Origin of the sequence: Burkholderia sp. USMB20, from assembly GCF_000949135.2 — a bacterium.
GTDB lineage: Bacteria > Pseudomonadota > Gammaproteobacteria > Burkholderiales > Burkholderiaceae > Burkholderia.
The window spans coordinates 950,512-966,515 of sequence record NZ_JTAN02000021.1 but is presented as its reverse complement, the minus strand read 5'-3'; the positions used below and the strand labels follow the sequence as shown (position 1 = coordinate 966,515).

The 16,004-nt window shown below is 65.2% G+C and carries 18 protein-coding genes, 1 tRNA gene and 1 pseudogene; 12 read left to right on the top strand and 8 right to left on the bottom strand.

Translation table 11 applies throughout. The features are described from left to right. Nucleotides 1–76: 76 nt before the first annotated feature. Complete coding sequence (locus PL79_RS34585) at nt 77–883, top strand: GNAT family N-acetyltransferase (RefSeq protein ID WP_044844882.1); 807 nt, start codon at nt 77–79, stop codon at nt 881–883. A gap of 208 nt (nt 884–1,091) precedes the next feature. Here the strand turns inward: PL79_RS34585 and PL79_RS36325 are convergent, their stop codons facing one another. Then, entirely contained in the window at nt 1,092–1,262 is a 171-nt protein-coding gene (locus tag PL79_RS36325) for a hypothetical protein (protein WP_193759908.1), read from the bottom strand. A 135-nt stretch (nt 1,263–1,397) separates the two neighbouring features. Here PL79_RS36325 and PL79_RS34580 point away from each other — a divergent pair, with 135 nt between their 5' ends. Then, a complete protein-coding gene (locus PL79_RS34580) occupies nt 1,398–1,583 on the top strand; it encodes a hypothetical protein (protein WP_044844881.1) in 186 nt (61 codons plus the stop codon). A gap of 25 nt (nt 1,584–1,608) precedes the next feature. Here the strand turns inward: PL79_RS34580 and PL79_RS34575 are convergent, their stop codons facing one another. The 5 genes from PL79_RS34575 to PL79_RS34555 all read right to left on the bottom strand — a co-directional run bounded on the left by PL79_RS34575 (nt 1,609) and on the right by PL79_RS34555 (nt 7,151). Further along, on the bottom strand, nt 1,609–2,979 hold the full coding sequence (locus PL79_RS34575; RefSeq protein WP_044844880.1) for an MATE family efflux transporter: 1,371 nt from the start codon (nt 2,977–2,979) through the stop codon (nt 1,609–1,611). A 10-nt stretch (nt 2,980–2,989) separates the two neighbouring features. Then, entirely contained in the window at nt 2,990–3,316 is a 327-nt protein-coding gene (locus PL79_RS34570; RefSeq protein WP_012363583.1) for a DUF2288 domain-containing protein, read from the bottom strand. Between the two features lie 83 nt (nt 3,317–3,399). Next, nucleotides 3,400–5,019 (bottom strand): acyl-CoA synthetase, encoded by a 1,620-nt coding sequence (locus PL79_RS34565; protein ID WP_044844953.1) that lies wholly within the window; start codon nt 5,017–5,019, stop codon nt 3,400–3,402. A gap of 394 nt (nt 5,020–5,413) precedes the next feature. Then, the gene (locus PL79_RS34560) at nt 5,414–6,106 is read right to left on the bottom strand and encodes a peptidoglycan DD-metalloendopeptidase family protein (RefSeq protein WP_044844879.1); all 693 of its coding nucleotides are present in this window, start codon (nt 6,104–6,106) and stop codon (nt 5,414–5,416) included. Nucleotides 6,107–6,239: 133 nt separating this feature from the next. Further along, a complete protein-coding gene (locus tag PL79_RS34555; protein WP_044844878.1) occupies nt 6,240–7,151 on the bottom strand; it encodes an aldose epimerase family protein in 912 nt (303 codons plus the stop codon). Nucleotides 7,152–7,637: 486 nt separating this feature from the next. On the opposite strand from PL79_RS34555, the gene PL79_RS34550 reads away from it, so the two are divergent. Continuing rightward, complete coding sequence (locus tag PL79_RS34550; protein ID WP_044844877.1) at nt 7,638–8,468, top strand: undecaprenyl-diphosphate phosphatase; 831 nt, start codon at nt 7,638–7,640, stop codon at nt 8,466–8,468. Between the two features lie 191 nt (nt 8,469–8,659). Then, nucleotides 8,660–8,736: transfer RNA gene (locus PL79_RS34545), tRNA-Arg, on the top strand. A 6-nt stretch (nt 8,737–8,742) separates the two neighbouring features. Here the strand turns inward: PL79_RS34545 and PL79_RS34540 are convergent. After that, nucleotides 8,743–9,180: a hypothetical protein gene (locus PL79_RS34540; protein ID WP_044844876.1), complete on the bottom strand. Its 438-nt coding sequence runs from the start codon at nt 9,178–9,180 to the stop codon at nt 8,743–8,745. A gap of 422 nt (nt 9,181–9,602) precedes the next feature. On the opposite strand from PL79_RS34540, the gene PL79_RS34535 reads away from it, so the two are divergent. The 6 genes and pseudogenes from PL79_RS34535 to PL79_RS36320 all read left to right on the top strand — a co-directional run bounded on the left by PL79_RS34535 (nt 9,603) and on the right by PL79_RS36320 (nt 13,580). Further along, nucleotides 9,603–10,127, top strand: coding sequence for a hypothetical protein (locus tag PL79_RS34535; RefSeq protein WP_235879376.1), 525 nt, complete (start codon nt 9,603–9,605; stop codon nt 10,125–10,127). Between the two features lie 775 nt (nt 10,128–10,902). Next, complete coding sequence (locus PL79_RS34525) at nt 10,903–11,115, top strand: MbtH family protein (RefSeq protein ID WP_044844873.1); 213 nt, start codon at nt 10,903–10,905, stop codon at nt 11,113–11,115. 68 nt (nt 11,116–11,183) lie between these two features. After that, on the top strand, nt 11,184–12,341 hold the full coding sequence (locus PL79_RS34520; protein ID WP_044844872.1) for a hypothetical protein: 1,158 nt from the start codon (nt 11,184–11,186) through the stop codon (nt 12,339–12,341). Between the two features lie 12 nt (nt 12,342–12,353). After that, the gene (locus PL79_RS34515; RefSeq protein ID WP_193759907.1) at nt 12,354–13,016 is read left to right on the top strand and encodes an ABC transporter ATP-binding protein; all 663 of its coding nucleotides are present in this window, start codon (nt 12,354–12,356) and stop codon (nt 13,014–13,016) included. A gap of 18 nt (nt 13,017–13,034) precedes the next feature. Next, a pseudogene (locus PL79_RS34510) lies at nt 13,035–13,220 on the top strand (hypothetical protein); the annotation flags it as partial. A 195-nt stretch (nt 13,221–13,415) separates the two neighbouring features. Beyond that, entirely contained in the window at nt 13,416–13,580 is a 165-nt protein-coding gene (locus PL79_RS36320) for a hypothetical protein (protein ID WP_185500370.1), read from the top strand. Between the two features lie 282 nt (nt 13,581–13,862). On the opposite strand, the gene PL79_RS34505 is transcribed toward PL79_RS36320, so the two are convergent. Beyond that, nucleotides 13,863–14,276, bottom strand: coding sequence for a hypothetical protein (locus PL79_RS34505; protein WP_135801202.1), 414 nt, complete (start codon nt 14,274–14,276; stop codon nt 13,863–13,865). A gap of 101 nt (nt 14,277–14,377) precedes the next feature. Here PL79_RS34505 and PL79_RS34500 point away from each other — a divergent pair, with 101 nt between their 5' ends. Together PL79_RS34500 and PL79_RS34495 are read left to right on the top strand one after the other, a co-directional pair. Beyond that, complete coding sequence (locus tag PL79_RS34500) at nt 14,378–14,572, top strand: hypothetical protein (RefSeq protein WP_044844870.1); 195 nt, start codon at nt 14,378–14,380, stop codon at nt 14,570–14,572. A 152-nt stretch (nt 14,573–14,724) separates the two neighbouring features. Continuing rightward, the gene (locus tag PL79_RS34495) at nt 14,725–16,002 is read left to right on the top strand and encodes an HlyD family secretion protein (RefSeq protein ID WP_044844869.1); all 1,278 of its coding nucleotides are present in this window, start codon (nt 14,725–14,727) and stop codon (nt 16,000–16,002) included. The last annotated feature ends 2 nt before the right edge of the window (nt 16,003–16,004 follow it).

The following is a 16,004-nucleotide window of genomic DNA, read 5'->3' as shown; positions in this document are numbered from 1 at the left end:
CGTGCCACAGAACGGTAACGACCGGTTACTACATTGGCTGGCATGTCGTCCTATTCCTTACGATCAGGAAAGCCTAATGCGAGAACTGCCGACGCCTACGCTCCCTTTTGCCTCGCTTCCCCTCGACACGACGCGGCGTCACCTGCCGCGCGCTGCTGAAACCGTCACATCCGAGTACCGTCTGCGTGCCGCCTGGGCGCGCACGGAAGACGAACTGCGCGAGGCCCAACGCCTGCGCTACACCGTGTTCGCCGAAGAGATGGGCGCGCAGGTCAGCGGTCCGTCCGGTCTCGACGTCGATCCGTTCGATGCCTACTGCGACCATCTGCTGGTGCGCGATCTCGACACGCTGAAGGTGGTCGGTACGTACCGCGTGCTGCCGCCGCACGAGGCCGCTCGGGTCGGCCGCCTGTATGCCGAGGGCGAATTCGACCTGTCGCGCCTCACGCACCTGCGCGGCAAGATGGTCGAGGTCGGCCGCTCGTGCGTGCACAGCGACTACCGCAGCGGCGCCGTCATCATGGCGCTGTGGGGTGGTCTCGGCGCATACATGATGCAAAACGGCTACGAGACGATGCTCGGCTGCGCGAGCGTGTCGATGGCCGACGGCGGCCATTACGCGGCGAACCTGTATCAGTCGCTGCCGGCGAACGCGCTGACGGCGCCGGAATACCGTGCGTTCCCGCATACGGCGCTGCCGGTCGACGAACTGCAGACGGGCACCGTCGTCGCGCCGCCGCCGCTGATCAAGGGCTATCTGCGTCTCGGCGCGAAGATTTGCGGCGCGCCGGCGTGGGATCCCGATTTCAACTGCGCGGACTTCCTGACGCTGTTCCGGCTGTCGGACATCAACGCCCGCTACGCCCGGCACTTCCTGGGCTGAGCCATCCCGATCGCGGCGCGCTGCTCCGGGCGCGCGCAAGCGAACGCCGTCGCGCGGCAAGTTGTCGCGCGACGGCGTTCGACCGTTCCGGGGATGTTGTCTTACCCGACCCTGTTAATTCGAGCGATATGCGCCGACCCCCGTGCGGGTGGGCGCACGTTCGCAGCGGGCCCCGCGCGCGGCGGCCCGGACGACACGGCGGGCTTGCCTAGTGCTTGCGCCGCCAGTCGAGCAGATGGTGTTCGGCCATCCAGTGATGGACCATCCCTTCGCCGCCATGGTTGCGCTTGTATTCGCGCGACTCGAAATAGGACAGGGCGACGAGCACCATCAGGCCGATGAACAGGCCGATCAGGCCGGCAATCTCTTCAGACGACATGGCTGCCTCCTTTCAACGGCACAGCGCCATGGATTCATATTAGGACACGCGCGGGACGATCCCTAACCCGGAATTCCGCTAGACTCGGCGCGGTCCTGGCGCGCGATGGGCGCGCCGTCTTACGGAGCCTTCCCGATGACCCGTTTCATGCTGGCCGTGCTGGCCGCGTCCATTCTTGCCGGCTGTGCCAGCGATCCCCGCCAGGCCCGTCGTGGCCACCCGCCGCAAGATCCGGCCGATTACCACGGTGTGCCGACCGACATGACGCCGCCGTCGATGCTCGGCGAGCCGGCGTCGTCGGCACCCGCAGCCGTGCAGTGACGATAGCGGCAGGCCGTCGCGGTCGTCAGGTGCCGGCCGCGGCCGCGTCGGCGCCGATCCGCCGCGTCAGCGCCGGCAGGTAGCGCGCGAGCGTCGCGCCGCGCGCGACCATGAACAGCAGCAGCGCGAACCACAGCCCGTGATTGCCGAACGGGCCGACGGCCGCCAGCGTCGCGGCGATGAAGATCGCGAACGACGCGACCATCGCACGCATCAGCGATTGCGTCTGCGTTGCGCCGATGAACACGCCGTCGAGCAGGAATCCCCACACGGACACGATCGGCGAGACCGCCGCCCAGGGCAGGTAGCGCAGCGCGACCGCGCGGATCTCGGCCTGGTCGGTCAGCCGCGCGACGATCCAGCCGCCCGCGACCCAGTAGACGAGCGCGAACAGCAGCGCGCCGAGCGCGGACCACAGCAGCGTGACGCGCACGGCCTGCCGGAAGGCGGCGCGGTCGCGCGCGCCGGCGGCGGCGCCGACGAGCGCCTCGGCCGCATGCGCGAAACCGTCGAGCCCGTAGGCCATGAAGGTCTGGAAATTCAGCAGCAGTGCGTTGGCCGCGAGCGTCGCGTCGCCCTGCCGGGCGCCGAGATGCGCGAACCAGCCGAACGCGCCGAGCAGGCACAGCGTGCGCAGGAAGATGTCGCGATTGAGCGCGATCAGCCGCTTGAGCGCCGCAAGGTCCGCGAGCGCCCGCGCGGCCAGCGGCGCGAGGCCGCGCGGCCGCAGCCGCCACAGCATCCAGGCGCCGAGCGCGAAGCCGCATGCGTCGGCGGTCGCGGTCGCCGCACCGATTCCGGCGATGCCCCAGCCGAAGCCGTACACGTAGAGCAGCACGGCCCCGATATTCACCGCATTGATGAAGACCTGCGCGACGAGCGCGAGCCGTACGCGTTGCACGCCGAGCAGGTAGCCGAGCACGACGTAGTTCGCGAGCGCGAACGGCGCGCTCCAGATCCGTGCGTGGCCATAGGCCAGCGCCGTCGCGCGCACGGCCTCGCTGCCGCCCAGCGCGGTCAGCGCGAACGACAGCAGCGGCACCTGCAGCGCGAGCACGGCAGTGCCGAGCGCGAACGCTACGATCAGCGCGCGCAGCACGTTCAGCCGGATGCCGGCGGCGTCGCCGGCGCCGTGCGCCTGCGCGACGAGGCCGGTCGTGCCCATGCGCAGGAAGCCGAAGCCCCAGAACACGAAATTGAAGAACAGCCCGCCGAGCGCGACGCCGCCGAGATACTGGGCGCCGTCGAGGTGGCCGGCGACGGCCGTGTCGACCGCGCCGAGGATCGGCTGGGTCAGGTTCGCGAGGACGATCGGGAAGGCGAGCGCAAGGACGCGCCGGTGCGAGACGGCGGCCGACCCGGTGCCGGCCCCGTGCGGTAATGCGGATTCGGACATGGCGAACGCGTCAGGCGCGTTCCTGCACGCAGACCCACGGCGACACGACGACCGCCCACAGCTCCGGATTGCGCGCCGCGAAGTCGGCGGCGGTTTCCGCCGGCATGCGTGCGACGAGGCCGGACGACAGCCAGCGCGTGACCTGTTGCGCGTCGTCGCCGGCGATCGCTTCCGCGACGCTCACGAGATCGAGATCGCGTGCGACCGACAGCAGCTTGCCCTGTGCGAAGAAGCGTTCGAGATCGCACCAGTCGATCTTGGCGGTTTCGCCCAGGAGTTTGGCGTAAAGCGGGCTGTGCGACGCGCCCGCGGCGGATTCGTGTTGGTGGGAGGACATCGGTTGTGTGCTGGAAAGACTGCGTGGCGCCACTATAAACCATCCGGGCGCGCGGCCGGCCGCCCGGTACGGCCACGACCGTTTCAGGCGTCGCGCAACGCGCGCCGCACGATCTTGCCGGTCGGCGTCATCGGCAGGCCGTCGACGAACGCGATCGCGCGCGGGTACTCGTGCGCGGCCAGGCGCGTGCGCACGTGCGCCTGCAGCGCCTGCACGAGCGCGTCGTCGCCGACGTGGCCGGGGTTCAGCACGACGAACGCCTTGACGATCTCGGTGCGCGTCGGATCGGGCACGCCGACGACGGCCGCCATCCGTACCGCCGGATGCGTGAGCAGGCAGTCCTCGATCGGCCCCGGGCCGATCCGGTAGCCGGCGCTGGTGATCACGTCGTCGTCGCGGCCGACGAAGCGCACGAAGCCGTCGGCGTCGATCGTGCCGGTGTCGCCGGTGAGCAGGTAGTCGCCCGCGAACTTGTCGCGCGTGGCGGCGGGATTGCGCCAGTATTCGATAAACATCACCGGGTCGGGGCGGCGCACCGCGATGCGCCCCTCGACGCCGGGCGGCAGCGGCGTGCCGTGCTCGTCGACGATCGCGACCACGTGGCCGGGCACGGCCTTGCCGATCGCACCGGGCTGCGCATCGAACAGCGCCGCGCACGACGACAGCACCATGTTGCATTCGGTCTGTCCGTAGAACTCGTTGATCGTCACGCCGAGCGCGTCGCGCCCCCAGGCCGTCAGCCCGGTGCCGAGGGATTCTCCACCGCTCGCGACCGATTTCAGCGACAGCGCGTGGCGCTCGCGCGGCGCCGGCACCGCGCGCATCAGCTTCAGCGCGGTGGGCGGCAGGAACGCGTGGGTCACGCCGTGCCGCGCCATCAGCGCGAACGCGGCTTCGCCGTCGAACTTCTCGAAGCGGCGCGCGAGCACGGGCACGCCGTGATGCCATGACGGCAGCAGCACGTCGAGCAGCCCGCCGATCCAGGCCCAGTCGGCGGGCGTCCAGAACAGGCGTGCGTCGCGCGGGAAGCATTGCTGCGACATCTCGACGCCCGGCAGATGGCCCAGCAGCACGCGATGCGCATGGAGCGCGCCTTTCGGCTTGCCGGTCGTCCCGGACGTGTAGATGATCACCGCCGGATCGTCGGCCGCGGTGTCCGCCGGCACGAAGTCCGGCGATTCGGCGGCGAGCGAGGCGTCGAAGCGCAGCACGCCGGGTGCGTCGGGTGCATCGTCGCCGATGCAGTAGCACGTGCGCAGCATCGGCAGTTGCGCGCGCAGCGGCGCGATCTTCGCGTAACCGGCTGCGTCGGTGACGAGCGCGGCGGCTTCGCTGTTCGCGAGCCGGTATTCGAGTGCGTCGGCGCCGAACAGCGTGAACAGCGGCACCGCGATCGCGCCGAGCTTGTACGCGGCGAGATGCGCGATCGCTGTTTCCGGACCCTGTGCGAGGAAGATCGCGATCCGGTCGCCGCGTTGCAAACCTGCCCGCGCGAGGCTGTTCGCGAAACGGTTAGAAGCATTCTTCAGGTCGTCGAACGTGACGCGCGACACGTCGCCTTGCGCCGCTTCGTGGATCAGCGCGAGCCGTCCGCTGCCGTCGGCCCACTTGTCGCAGACGTCCACGCCGATGTTGTAACGGGCCGGAACGTCCCACCGGAAGCGGGCGAGCAGGTCGTCGTAGCGGTCGGCGGCGGGCAGCATGCGAGTCTCCTTGGCGTCGATCGTCGGCATCGGTCGATAGATTACATCGGCATTTCACGCGACCGAAACCACAATGGCGTCTGATAGATAGGGAATGTGCGGACTCGTGCAACCGGTGCGGCTCAGTGCACGATTCCGTCATGACGCATAAGATCACGACAAAACAGTGATATGACCATGGATTTGCTTCTGATAGCTGCGGGGTTCAGCCTCTTCGGAATCGGGGCGCTGGTGGCGTTCGCCAGCCGCGTCGATCCGCTGTCCGGCCGGTTCACCGGCCGTCTGCGCAAGCGCTGACCCAACCTTCCCGATCTCCCTCGCGACGACATGCGATGCGTGCCGGCATCGCGTGTCGTCCGTCGCCTGCCGTCGCCTTCCGTCGACGCTGGCGCGCTCAGCGCGCCGGCAGGTAGCGTGCCGGATCGATCGAGCGGCCACCGTAGCGCAGCTCGAAGTGCAGCGCGGTGCGGTCGCTGTCGCTGTTGCCCATCTCCGCGATCGTCTGCCCTTGCGTGACCGGCTGGCCTTCCTTCACGAGCAGCGCACGGTTGTGCGCGTAGGCCGTCAGGTAATCGGCGTTGTGCTTGAGGATGATCAGGTTGCCGTAGCCGCGCAATCCGTTGCCCGCATAGACGACGGTGCCCGGCGCGGCGGCCAGCACCGGCGTGCCCGCAGCGTTCGCGATATCGATGCCCTTGGATTTCGAGCCGTCGAAGCTGCGCACCACGTTGCCGGCGGCCGGCCAGATCAGCGCGATGCTGCTGGCCGGCTTGACCGCCGATTCGACCGGCGCGGAAGGCGCGGGGCGGCTGCGGCCCGCGCTGCCGGTGCCGGTGGTCGACGCGGTCGTCGTGCCGGGCGGCGGCGCGACCCGCAGCACCTGGCCGACCTCGATCGCGTCGGGGTTCGTGATCTGGTTCCAGCGCACGATGTTGGCCGTCGACGTGCGATTCTCGCGCGCGATCTTGTAGAGCGTGTCGCCGCGCTCGACGCGGTAGTAACCCGGGCCGACGGGAGCGGAGCCGCACGCGACGAGCAGCGCGGCGCAGGCGGCCGCGACGAGCCGCTTCGTTGTTGTTCCGATCATTGAACCTCGCAAAACCCTGCCGCGCGCGACGCGGCAGGCGATACAAAACGTCCGATTTTAACGGGTTCGACCCGCGCACCGCAGTTTCGGGCCGCGGGCGCGGCCGGCGCGCACCGGTTCGGCGCGGCCGATGTCAGCCGGCGAGCGGCAGCACGCGAATCCGCAGTGTGGCCGTTTCCGTCGCGCCCGGCGCGAGCATGCGCAGCCCGAGGCCGTTGTGGATAGCGTCCGGCAGGCCGAGCCAAGGCTCGACGCAGTAGAAGTCCGATTCCGGTTTTTCCGTCCAGGTCGTGACCGCGTACCACGGGATCGAGCCCGGTACGTCGAGCGCGATCTCGATCGTGCGGCGGCGGCCCGGCATCACGATGCGTACCGGCGTGGACGGCGCGCCGTCGAGACAGTGGAAGCGGTCGAGGATGTCCGGATCGCCGAGGCTGTACGACGCTGCGCCGGGCTCGAGCGGGCTGATCGAGCCGTCGGCGCGCTGCATGCAGCGGCGCGTCGGCGGCAGCTCGAGCGTGGTTTCTGCACGTTCGCCGTGCGGCAGCGCGAAATAGAAATGATGGCCCGCGTAGTAGGGCAGCGGCGTGTCGCCGCGGTTGGTCGTGGTGAGCGCGACGTCGAGCGTGTGCGCATCGGCGAGCCGGTAGGTCGTCTCGAACCGGAAATCGAACGGATAGCTGTCGCGCAGCGCGTCGTTCGCGTCGAGCGTCATCGACAGCGCGGCGCCGTCGGCCGACGGGCGTGCCGCGAACGGCAGGTCGCGCGCGAAGCCGTGCATCGGCAGGTCGCGGACCACGCCGGCGGCATCGCGCCAGCGGCCCAGTTCGCCGTCGACGCGATGGCGGCCGAGGAACGGAAACAGCAGCGGATTGCCGCCGCGCACGCGCGCGAGGTTGCTCCAGTCGGCCGCGTCCGGCCAGAAGATGACCGGCTCGCCGTCGACGTGCCACGACAGCAGGCGGCCGCCGAATTGCGGGGCGACCCGAACGAGCGACGGGCCGGCGTGGAGTTCATGAATGTCGTGCTGCTGGAAGATCGGCATGGCGAATCGGTATGAACGGGTGGGCGGGGTGCGCGATGGCGCGCTCCATTATCGGGTTGCGAGGCGGTCGGGGAAAACCCTTCTCGGGGAAATTGCGAGTTTTTCAACCTGCCGACGGTCTGGATAATGCCTCTAAACCGGTGATGTTGCCGGGTCATGACACTTCGTGGAGGGGGCCATGGATCTGGCAATGGCAATGGGAATCGCACTGTTCGGCATGTTCACCGGCAGCACGGTATTGTTTTTCTATCAGCTCGGCCGCTGACGGCAATTTCTGCCGGAATCGCAAGGCCCGCCATGCAAATGGCGGGCTTTTTGCTTTCTGCGCGCTTACAAATTGCAAGCGTTTGTGTGCATTGCCGCAATAACCAGTCAAATGCCTTGGCGCAGTAATCTGGGCTGGGCATAATCGGGGCGCGTTTTTTCGGACGCGCGATGCGTCGTCCGCTCCTCTTCCCGACTGATCACCACCAAAAGGACCGACGCGTGAGTCTCTGGTTTCTGGTATTCCTGAGCGTCCTGCAGGGCGTTACCGAACTCTTCCCCGTCAGCAGTCTCGGCCACACGCTGCTCGTGCCCGCGCTGTTCGGCATGCACATCGACAAGCATGCGCCGCAGTTGCTGCCGTTCCTCGTCGCGCTGCACCTCGGCACCGCGCTCGCGCTGCTGTGGTATTTCCGCGCGCGCTGGATCGCGCTGATCAGCGGCTTCTTCGCGCAGCTCGGCGGCCGCAAGAACGACGACGGGCACCTGATGTGGGCGCTGATCATCGGTACGATCCCGACCGGGATCGTCGGCCTGCTGCTCGAGAAGCGCATCGAGCGCGTGTTCCACGACCTGCGGATCGTCGCGATCGCGCTGATCGTCAACGGCGTGCTGCTGTGGATCGGCGACCGGATCCAGCGCAGCCGTGCGCATCAACCGCCCGAGAAGATGACGTTCAAGCAGGCGTTCTTCGTGGGCCTGGCGCAGATCGGCGCGCTGATCCCGGGTTTCTCGCGCAGCGGGCTGACGATGATCGCCGGCAACGTGGCCGGGCTGACGGCGGAGAAGGCCGCGGAGTTTTCGTTCCTGCTCGGCACGCCGATCATTTTTGCCGCGGGCGTGCTCGAACTGCCGAAGCTGTTCCATGCGCGCGACCAGCTCGCGGATGCGCTGCTCGGCGGCGTGCTGACGGCGATCGCGGCTTATCTGAGCGTGCGGTTCCTGATGCGCTATTTCGAAGGGCGCGGGCGCCTGGCTTCGTTCGGCGTGTATTGCGTGATTGCCGGGGTGTTCTGTCTCGGCTGGTTCATGCTGCATCCGCAGCCGGTTTGAGGGTTGCGGTGCCGCCGGTCGCGCGTCGCGCGTGATGTGACGCGATGATCGGGTATAATTTCGGGCTCGGCTTCATGCCGGGCCCGTTTCGTTTCGGAGTTTCGAGTTTTGCGGTGTGGTGGTGGCGCTCGAAGCCTTTCGCGTGGAATGCGGTCCGGGTTTTGTCTTGTCGCCGTGTCTTTTCCCCTCGACCGCCCTTAGCTCAGTTGGATAGAGCAACGGCCTTCTAAGCCGTAGGTCACACGTTCGAATCGTGTAGGGCGGGCCAATGGAATCAGTGCGTTAGCTGATATTTATTTTCAAATTTCTCATCCTCTGTCGGCGCGCTCGTGTGGGCAGCATGTAGGTGTTTGTAGTCAACCACGATCGCAACCAATCCATGTGAGACCGGCGGCTCACTCTGACAAGCATTTTTGACGGCGTCGTAAGCTGAAATGCCGAGCCGGTCGCACGACAAGATCGAGGCGTGGATGCTTGGTAGGCTGACCTCTGAATGGTTGGGATTCTGGCTGTAGTACGCGTGTGCGACTTCCCGGAATCTGCCGCCGTGCGATTGGAGCACCTCATTGCGACGCACCGACACTTCGACCGAATCCGCGCCGAACGTCGCGACCTTCCCGGCTATCGCAATCGAGGTTGCGGACCATTGCACCGCCGCTCCGCCATTCACGCCGACCTGTACCTTGGCGAACTTGAGGTTGTTCTGAAACATATCGCATCAACGATGCACCTTCGATGGTGAACGAAAGCGCGACGACTGTCGGCGCATTCGTATTGGACACTGGTGTTCCCGTGGTCCGCTGGTCGGATTTCCCGCACTCAGTCAATAGTCCAATGGCTACACACGCCAATGTCATTGTCCTCATGCTTCCCCGAGATGTCGTTATTGTGTTGATTTGAAATTGTGAGGCGCGCTGCAGGGGGCCGATGTTCGGCGACACCTATAGATTGAAGCTACTGCTGCCGTTAACCTATTCGAGCTATCTCCTTTAGCGGGATGGCTTACAAAATGAATGAGTTACGGGGAATGCTATGCGATGGATCAAATCACTAACCGCTCTTGCAGTGGTTAGTCTGTGTTCGGGTTGCGCTTATAACGTGCAAGTGTCGTCCCAATCAGGGGCTGCTGAAGTAATGAGCACCAAGGTCAAGCAGGACAAGGCGTATGTGGTGTTCAGTGACAACCTAGCGACTGCCGGGAAGGAGGTGAAGCCGGGGTTCCAGTGCGGCGCTCACCGATACCCCATGTATATCGGAGAGACCCTCGAAAATTCCTTGTCGAAGACGGTTGAAGCGGCCTTTCCTCACGCGGTCAGGAACGGCGGTGCAATTCCCACATTGGGTGACGGACTGGTTTTCAAGTTCGACCTCGCTGAGTTCGATCCGCGCGTCCGTTTTACCCCCGGCTTCTTCGTCCCGACAGCAGATGCGAACGTAGACATAGCAATTCGCGCCCGCGTATCTGATAAGGCGGGTAAGGAACTGATTGCGACGACGTTTCGCGGACAGGGACATTCGAGTCAAGATGGGTCTTGCGGCGTAGGTGCAGACGCGTTGGCGGACGCCGGACAGAAGGCAATCGCGAATGCGATGGAGAATTTCGTGGACAAGGTCATCAATACCGGAATCCTCGATTCGTCAACGACGGCGAGCAAATAGCCATTCGACTTGCGATCCCTCTTGATTGATAGATCGCGGTTGCGCCAATTGAGGCTTCGGGCGGTGACGGGAAACGTTCCCCGTCCCGCCCCTTGCTCGGAGTCTGTCAGTCTAGCCTCAGAGCGAAGTCGTCGGCTCGCAGGTGCATATACCGCCGCAGCATGGCAAGCGTCTTGTGCCCGGTGATACTGGCAACTTCCATGATGTTCAGTCCGTGTTCAAAAAACGGCTTGTCGCTTCGTACCGGGCGCGTGCCCGCTGCGTGGGCCGACGGAAAGCCCGCCCGAACGCGTTAGCGGTTAGCCGCTTGACGAGGCGGTTTCTCACCGGTGCCGAAGTACAAGTCCGCCGAGGATGATGTCATTCCACCAAAGTTGCATGGAAAGAGCCGCTACTTGGTCCTTGGCGTTAGTGACCATCGCTGCAACTTTGTCGAGCATTGCGGCATCCGTCGGCGGCGTTGACTCATCGAGTTCTTACTTTCGCCTGAAGGCGAGAATAACGGGCAGCATGGTGGTGCTGCATGTCCGTAGGCATGCAATTTTTCAAGATAAAGAAAATGCGGGCCATTATCGAGCGCCATATGACATCGCGTGGCAAATGTGCGCGCGCATTATGGAAATGCCTGAACCTGAGGTTAGGGTTGTCCGATCTCGAAAAGAGCGGAGAAAGCGAGCCCGATGCACACCCGGGCCGTACAGTTGCCATTCAGGCGTGAAATAATCTTTGTTCAAAAACGAGAACAGTTTTCCGAGAGAACAAAGAGAAACGCAGCATGAAGGAAATCGAAAGCCAGCGCCATGAGGCCGTGACGAATCAGGAGGGGCAGTATTCGATCTGGCCGACTTCTACGGAGATTCCGTCCGGCTGGAAAAAGGCCGAATTCGGCGGCACCCGGGAACCATGTCTCGACCACATTCGAAGCGCCTGGACCGACATGCGTCCGCTGAGCGTGCGTCAGGCGATGGCAGGCGAGGGAGCCGCGTGAACGCCGCGAGGCAGGCCGGCTTGCCGGCCGCGAACGTGCGGGCATCGAGGACGCTGATAGGTTGGCGCATGAAGGCCTATTCGCGTGTGGTCGCACAGGCTGTCGCGCGTCATGCGAAGACGCTGGCGATCATCGTCGGCATCTTCGTGTTCGGGCTGCCGTTGAATGCGCAACTCGACCTGCTCGGCATGCCGATGAAAGTGTTGCTGGCCGAACACGCAACCGGACTCGGCGTGGCATCGGTGCTGGCGACCTTGTCGATGCTGGCTGCCGCGTCTGTGGCCGTGCAGGGCGATACGGTGTTCGGTGGCGCCGCGCGCCGCTGGAGCGCGAGTTTGCCAGGCGGGATCCGCGCGCATCGTGCGGCCGATCTCATCGTGACGGGCGCTGCTCTGTGGCCGTTCTGGATCATGCTCGCTGCCGCGATTGCGCGACACGTGCTGGGCGCGCGCGACACGGTGACCGGCGCAACCTTTGCGCTGGTCGTCGCGACGCTTGCGCTCGCCTGGACGGGCGCGCCGCTCGCGCTGCTTGCGCGGTCGCGCGCGGCGTTGACGGCGGTGTTCGCGGCCAACGCATTGTTATGGATCGTCCTTCGCTTCGGCGTCGCAGGGACCGCCTGCGCGGCACTTGCCCTGGCGTGCGGCGTTGTCGCACTGTGGCGCGCGCGGCTTGACGCGTTCGTCGAGCGCGAACAGCACGGAGCGACGTTGCTCCGCGGTGGGAATCCGTTCGAACTCGTTCGTGCGGTGATGGTGAACGTCTACGGTCATTCACTGCGGCTGGGCGGCTTGATGCTGGCCGTGCTGGCGATGATCTGCGGATGGATCGTCTCGATGCCCGACTATCTGTCGCGACATTGGGGCATCGTGAACGTGGTGCTGCCGTTCGCGCTGTACCAGATCGCGATCCTGCATGGGTGGATGCGCGACGAATCAGGCCGGCTGACCAGTTGGCTGGGCAGCTTGCCTCGCGCGATTGCCCGCTTCAATCGGGCGGCGGCGATGAGCATCGTGGGGCTGTCGAGTGCCTATGTGCTGGCGATTTGCGTTCCGTTCGCAATTGCAACCGACGAAGGCCGTCGCTACGCCATCGTCTTTGCATGCTACGCCGGCCTCGCCGTTGCATTGGCGGCGTGTCGCTGGTGGGGCGCGCGGGCGTCTCGCATCGTCGATACGTTTCTGACGGCGGGCTGTGCGATCGCTTGCTACGGCATGTTGAAATAGATGGAAAACGACATGAGCATCCTGAGAGTAGCGGGGCTGGGCAAGCGATACGCCGGACGGACGATCTTCAGCGACGTACAATTGGAACTGCAGGCAGGCGTCTATGCACTGAGGGGCAAGAACGGCAGCGGCAAATCGACGTTGCTGAAATTGCTGGCAGGCGTGGTCCGGCCCGACGAGGGCGTCGTCGAAGTGGGCGGTCACGCGATCGACCGTGCAGCGGACAAGGCCAAGGCCTGTACTGGCTACATGCCGGACAGTGAGGAGTTCTACGATTTCGTGACACCATCGTCGGTATGGCGGCTGATTGCCGATGCGCGGGGGACGAATCTCGAGCAGGGTCTGGTGACGGCCGACCGCCTTGGGTTGACGCGATACGCCGACGAACCGCTTGGCGCGCTGTCGCAGGGAACGCGCCGCAAGGTATTTCTGGTCGGTGCGTTCATGGGCCCTCCGGCCTTGATACTGCTCGACGAACCGAGCAATGCACTCGATGCCGCCGCACATGCGCAGCTGTGCCGGATGATTGCGGCCGCGGCGCCGACGTCGGTCGTGCTGATGTCGACCCACGACGCGGAACTGGTCGCCGCGACCCGCGCGTGCATCCTCGAACTGACGGCACACGGTATCGTCCTGTCGAGACCGTCGAACGTTGCAATGCATGTCGAGCAGTGATGACGGGACCGGCGCGACGCGCATGATGCGCTGCGCTTCCTGGCGCCGTGGGCCGCACGCCAGGATGGCTGCTCGGACGACGACTTTCGCGGCTACATCGGCAGGATCGAATCGGCGGCCCCGTGCTGGTTCGGCGAGACGCCGCTGTCGTCGCAGCGCAAGTACCTGCTGAAGCAGACCGCGAGCACGGCGTTCGCGAAGATCTGCCGTTTCTCCTGTCGCGTCACGGGATACACGTGCGCTCCCGGTGCGTTGCACATTCTGCAGAAAATGCGAATGTCCCCCGGATGCCAAAGTGTTTTCGCGGAATAGCCCTTCCGCGGCACAGCGTCGGCCACGGATACTGACAGCCATACACGTTCCGCATTCGCGGACGCCACACCGATTCCTGCATGATCGATGCCGCGGACACCGGACGACTATGCGACGCCGCTCGGCGGCGTCGGCGAGCCGGGGCTGCCGCCGGTCGCACCGGCGCTGACCAACGCGATCTTCGCGGCGACGGGCACGCGCATCCGCAGCCTGCCCGTCGCGGACCAGCTCGCGAAGCCGAAAGCGGCGTGATGCGGTGCTGCGCGCCGGGCCGTCTGCAAGGCCCGGTGCGTACATCCGCTCGCGCGCTCGCCGTTGCGTGCGACCTGTTCATGCACTCTGTTTGCATATCAATTCGACGGATTCCATCGGGCAGATCGGCCGCCACGACAATCGCTTTCCGGCATCAACTGCGGGAATTCAATCTCCATATTTGCGCCCCGAATTCCACCTGAAAATAGAATCAATAGCCCGCTGATATCGGGTTTGCCCGATGGTGCGGTATCGTACAAAGAGGGGCCGGAAAGTGTCGGATCATTGGCCCGTGAATTCATTTTTTGTAAGAAATTCATTGAGCAAAAACTGACGCGGCTCAATCATTTCTTGATGGTTGATTGGGCGGCTGGTAATCGGTGCGTATCTGATTTTTTGCTGATTATCGGGCAAGTATTCATTCGCGTTTTCATTCTTTTGTTCCGCGACGCGCATGGTGCCGTGAGGTCCACGCACGGGGTGTCTGCTCGTCTGCAGATTGAAGTCGTCGAACCGGATGCCGGGCGGCTCGAGGATTAATTGCATATCGACAAACAGCCGGTTTGTCGAATGCTGACCGATCGTGAGGGCGTTGCGAAAGAATTCATCGCGATATTCGATTCGATGGGACGTCGCACGCCATCTGGCTGGAATGATCGATGAAATATAAAAGGGCGATGGAGTCGTTTCGTTCATAAATTTAACATATTTAACGTATTGATCTGCGTCGCGATTCGCGGCGTGGTTCGATGCCCCGCTAGATGGGTTATCTAGCATTCTCAATCTGGAGAAACGCAATGCAAGAACTGAATCAGCAGGAAATCGCACAAGTTTCCGGCGGCTACTACGGCGGCGGCTCGATTTTCGACACGCTGGGCAACGTGGTCGAGCTGTACGGCCAGACGCTCTACAACGTCGGCGAAGCGCTGACGACGGCTGTCGTGGGCACGGGCAACGCACTGCTCGGCCTGCTGGGCGGTCAGCACGCGTAAGCCGGACGCGATCTCCGTGCGATGGCGCGCGCTGCGCCGCCATCGCGTGAATCGCGGACCGCCGCGGCACCGAAGCGGGGTGCCGCGGCGATCTTCCCGGGCAACCGGAACGCATCCCGTCGAACCCAACTGACTGTCTGTCATCCCGTATCTTGACGAACCCGACTTCTCTCTTCCGGCACGAAGCACAACAGGCGCAGCGCGCCGGCGCGCTGGGCGAGATCGTGCTGGTGCGCCCCGTGTCGCTGACGCTGCTGGCGGCCGCCGCGGTCGCGATGGCCGCGTGCGTGCTGCTGTTCTTCACGTTCGGCACCTACACGCGTCGCACGACGGTCAGCGGCGTCGTGATGCCGGATGCGGGGCTGGTGAAGGTCTATGCGCTGCAGCCGGGGATCGTTGTCGAGCGCGACGTGAAGGAAGGGCAGCACGTCGCACGCGGGCAGACGCTCTATACGGTGTCCACCGACCTGCAGAGCGCGGCGCAAGGCGCGACGCAGGCCGCGCTGATCGCGCAGGCGCGGCAACGCAAGGCGTCGCTGCTCACGGAAATGGACAAGACGCGCAGCCTGCAGCAGGACGAACGCGCAACGGTGCGCGCGAAGATCGCGAGCCTGGGCGGCGAGCTTGCGCAGATCGACGATCAGCTCGCGGCGCAGCGGTTGCGCACGTCGATCGCGGCTGACGGCGCGAAACGCTATCGCGGCCTGCTGGCCCAGGACTACATCTCGAAGGATCAGGCGCAGCAGCGCGAAGCCGACCTGCTCGACCAGCAGTCGAAGCTGAACGGGCTGCTGCGCGAGCGTGCGTCGACGGCGCAGTCGCTGACGGAAGCGAACAACCAGCTGGCCGGCCTCGACCTCAAGCAGCAGAACCAGCTCGCGCAGATCGACCGCAACGTGATCGACGTCGACCAGAACCTGATCGAAAGCGAGGCGAAGCGCCGGATCGTCGTCACCGCGCCGGAAGCGGGCGTCGTGACGGCGGCGATCGCCGACGTCGGCCAGTCGGTCGATACATCCCGGCCGCTCGCGAGCGTGGTGCCGGGCGGCGCGCGCTGGCAGGCGCACCTGTTCGTGCCGAGCACGGCGATCGGTTTCGTGCGGGTCGGCGAGCCGGTGCTGGTCCGCTACCAGGCATTTCCGTACCAGAAATTCGGCCAGTATCGCGCCGAGGTCGTGTCGATCGCGCGCACGGCGCTGTCGGCGGCCGAACTCGCGAACGACGGCGGCCCGGCGGCGACGCCGGGCGAGGGGCGCGATGCGACCTTCTATCGCGTGGTCGTCGCGCTCGATGCGCAGCACGTCACCGCGTATGGCGCGCAGCAACCGTTGCAGGCGGGCATGACGCTGCAGGCAGACATCCTGCAGGAGCGCAGGCGCCTGTACGAATGGGTGCTGGAGCCGCTTTACAGCCTCACCGGCAAACTCTGACG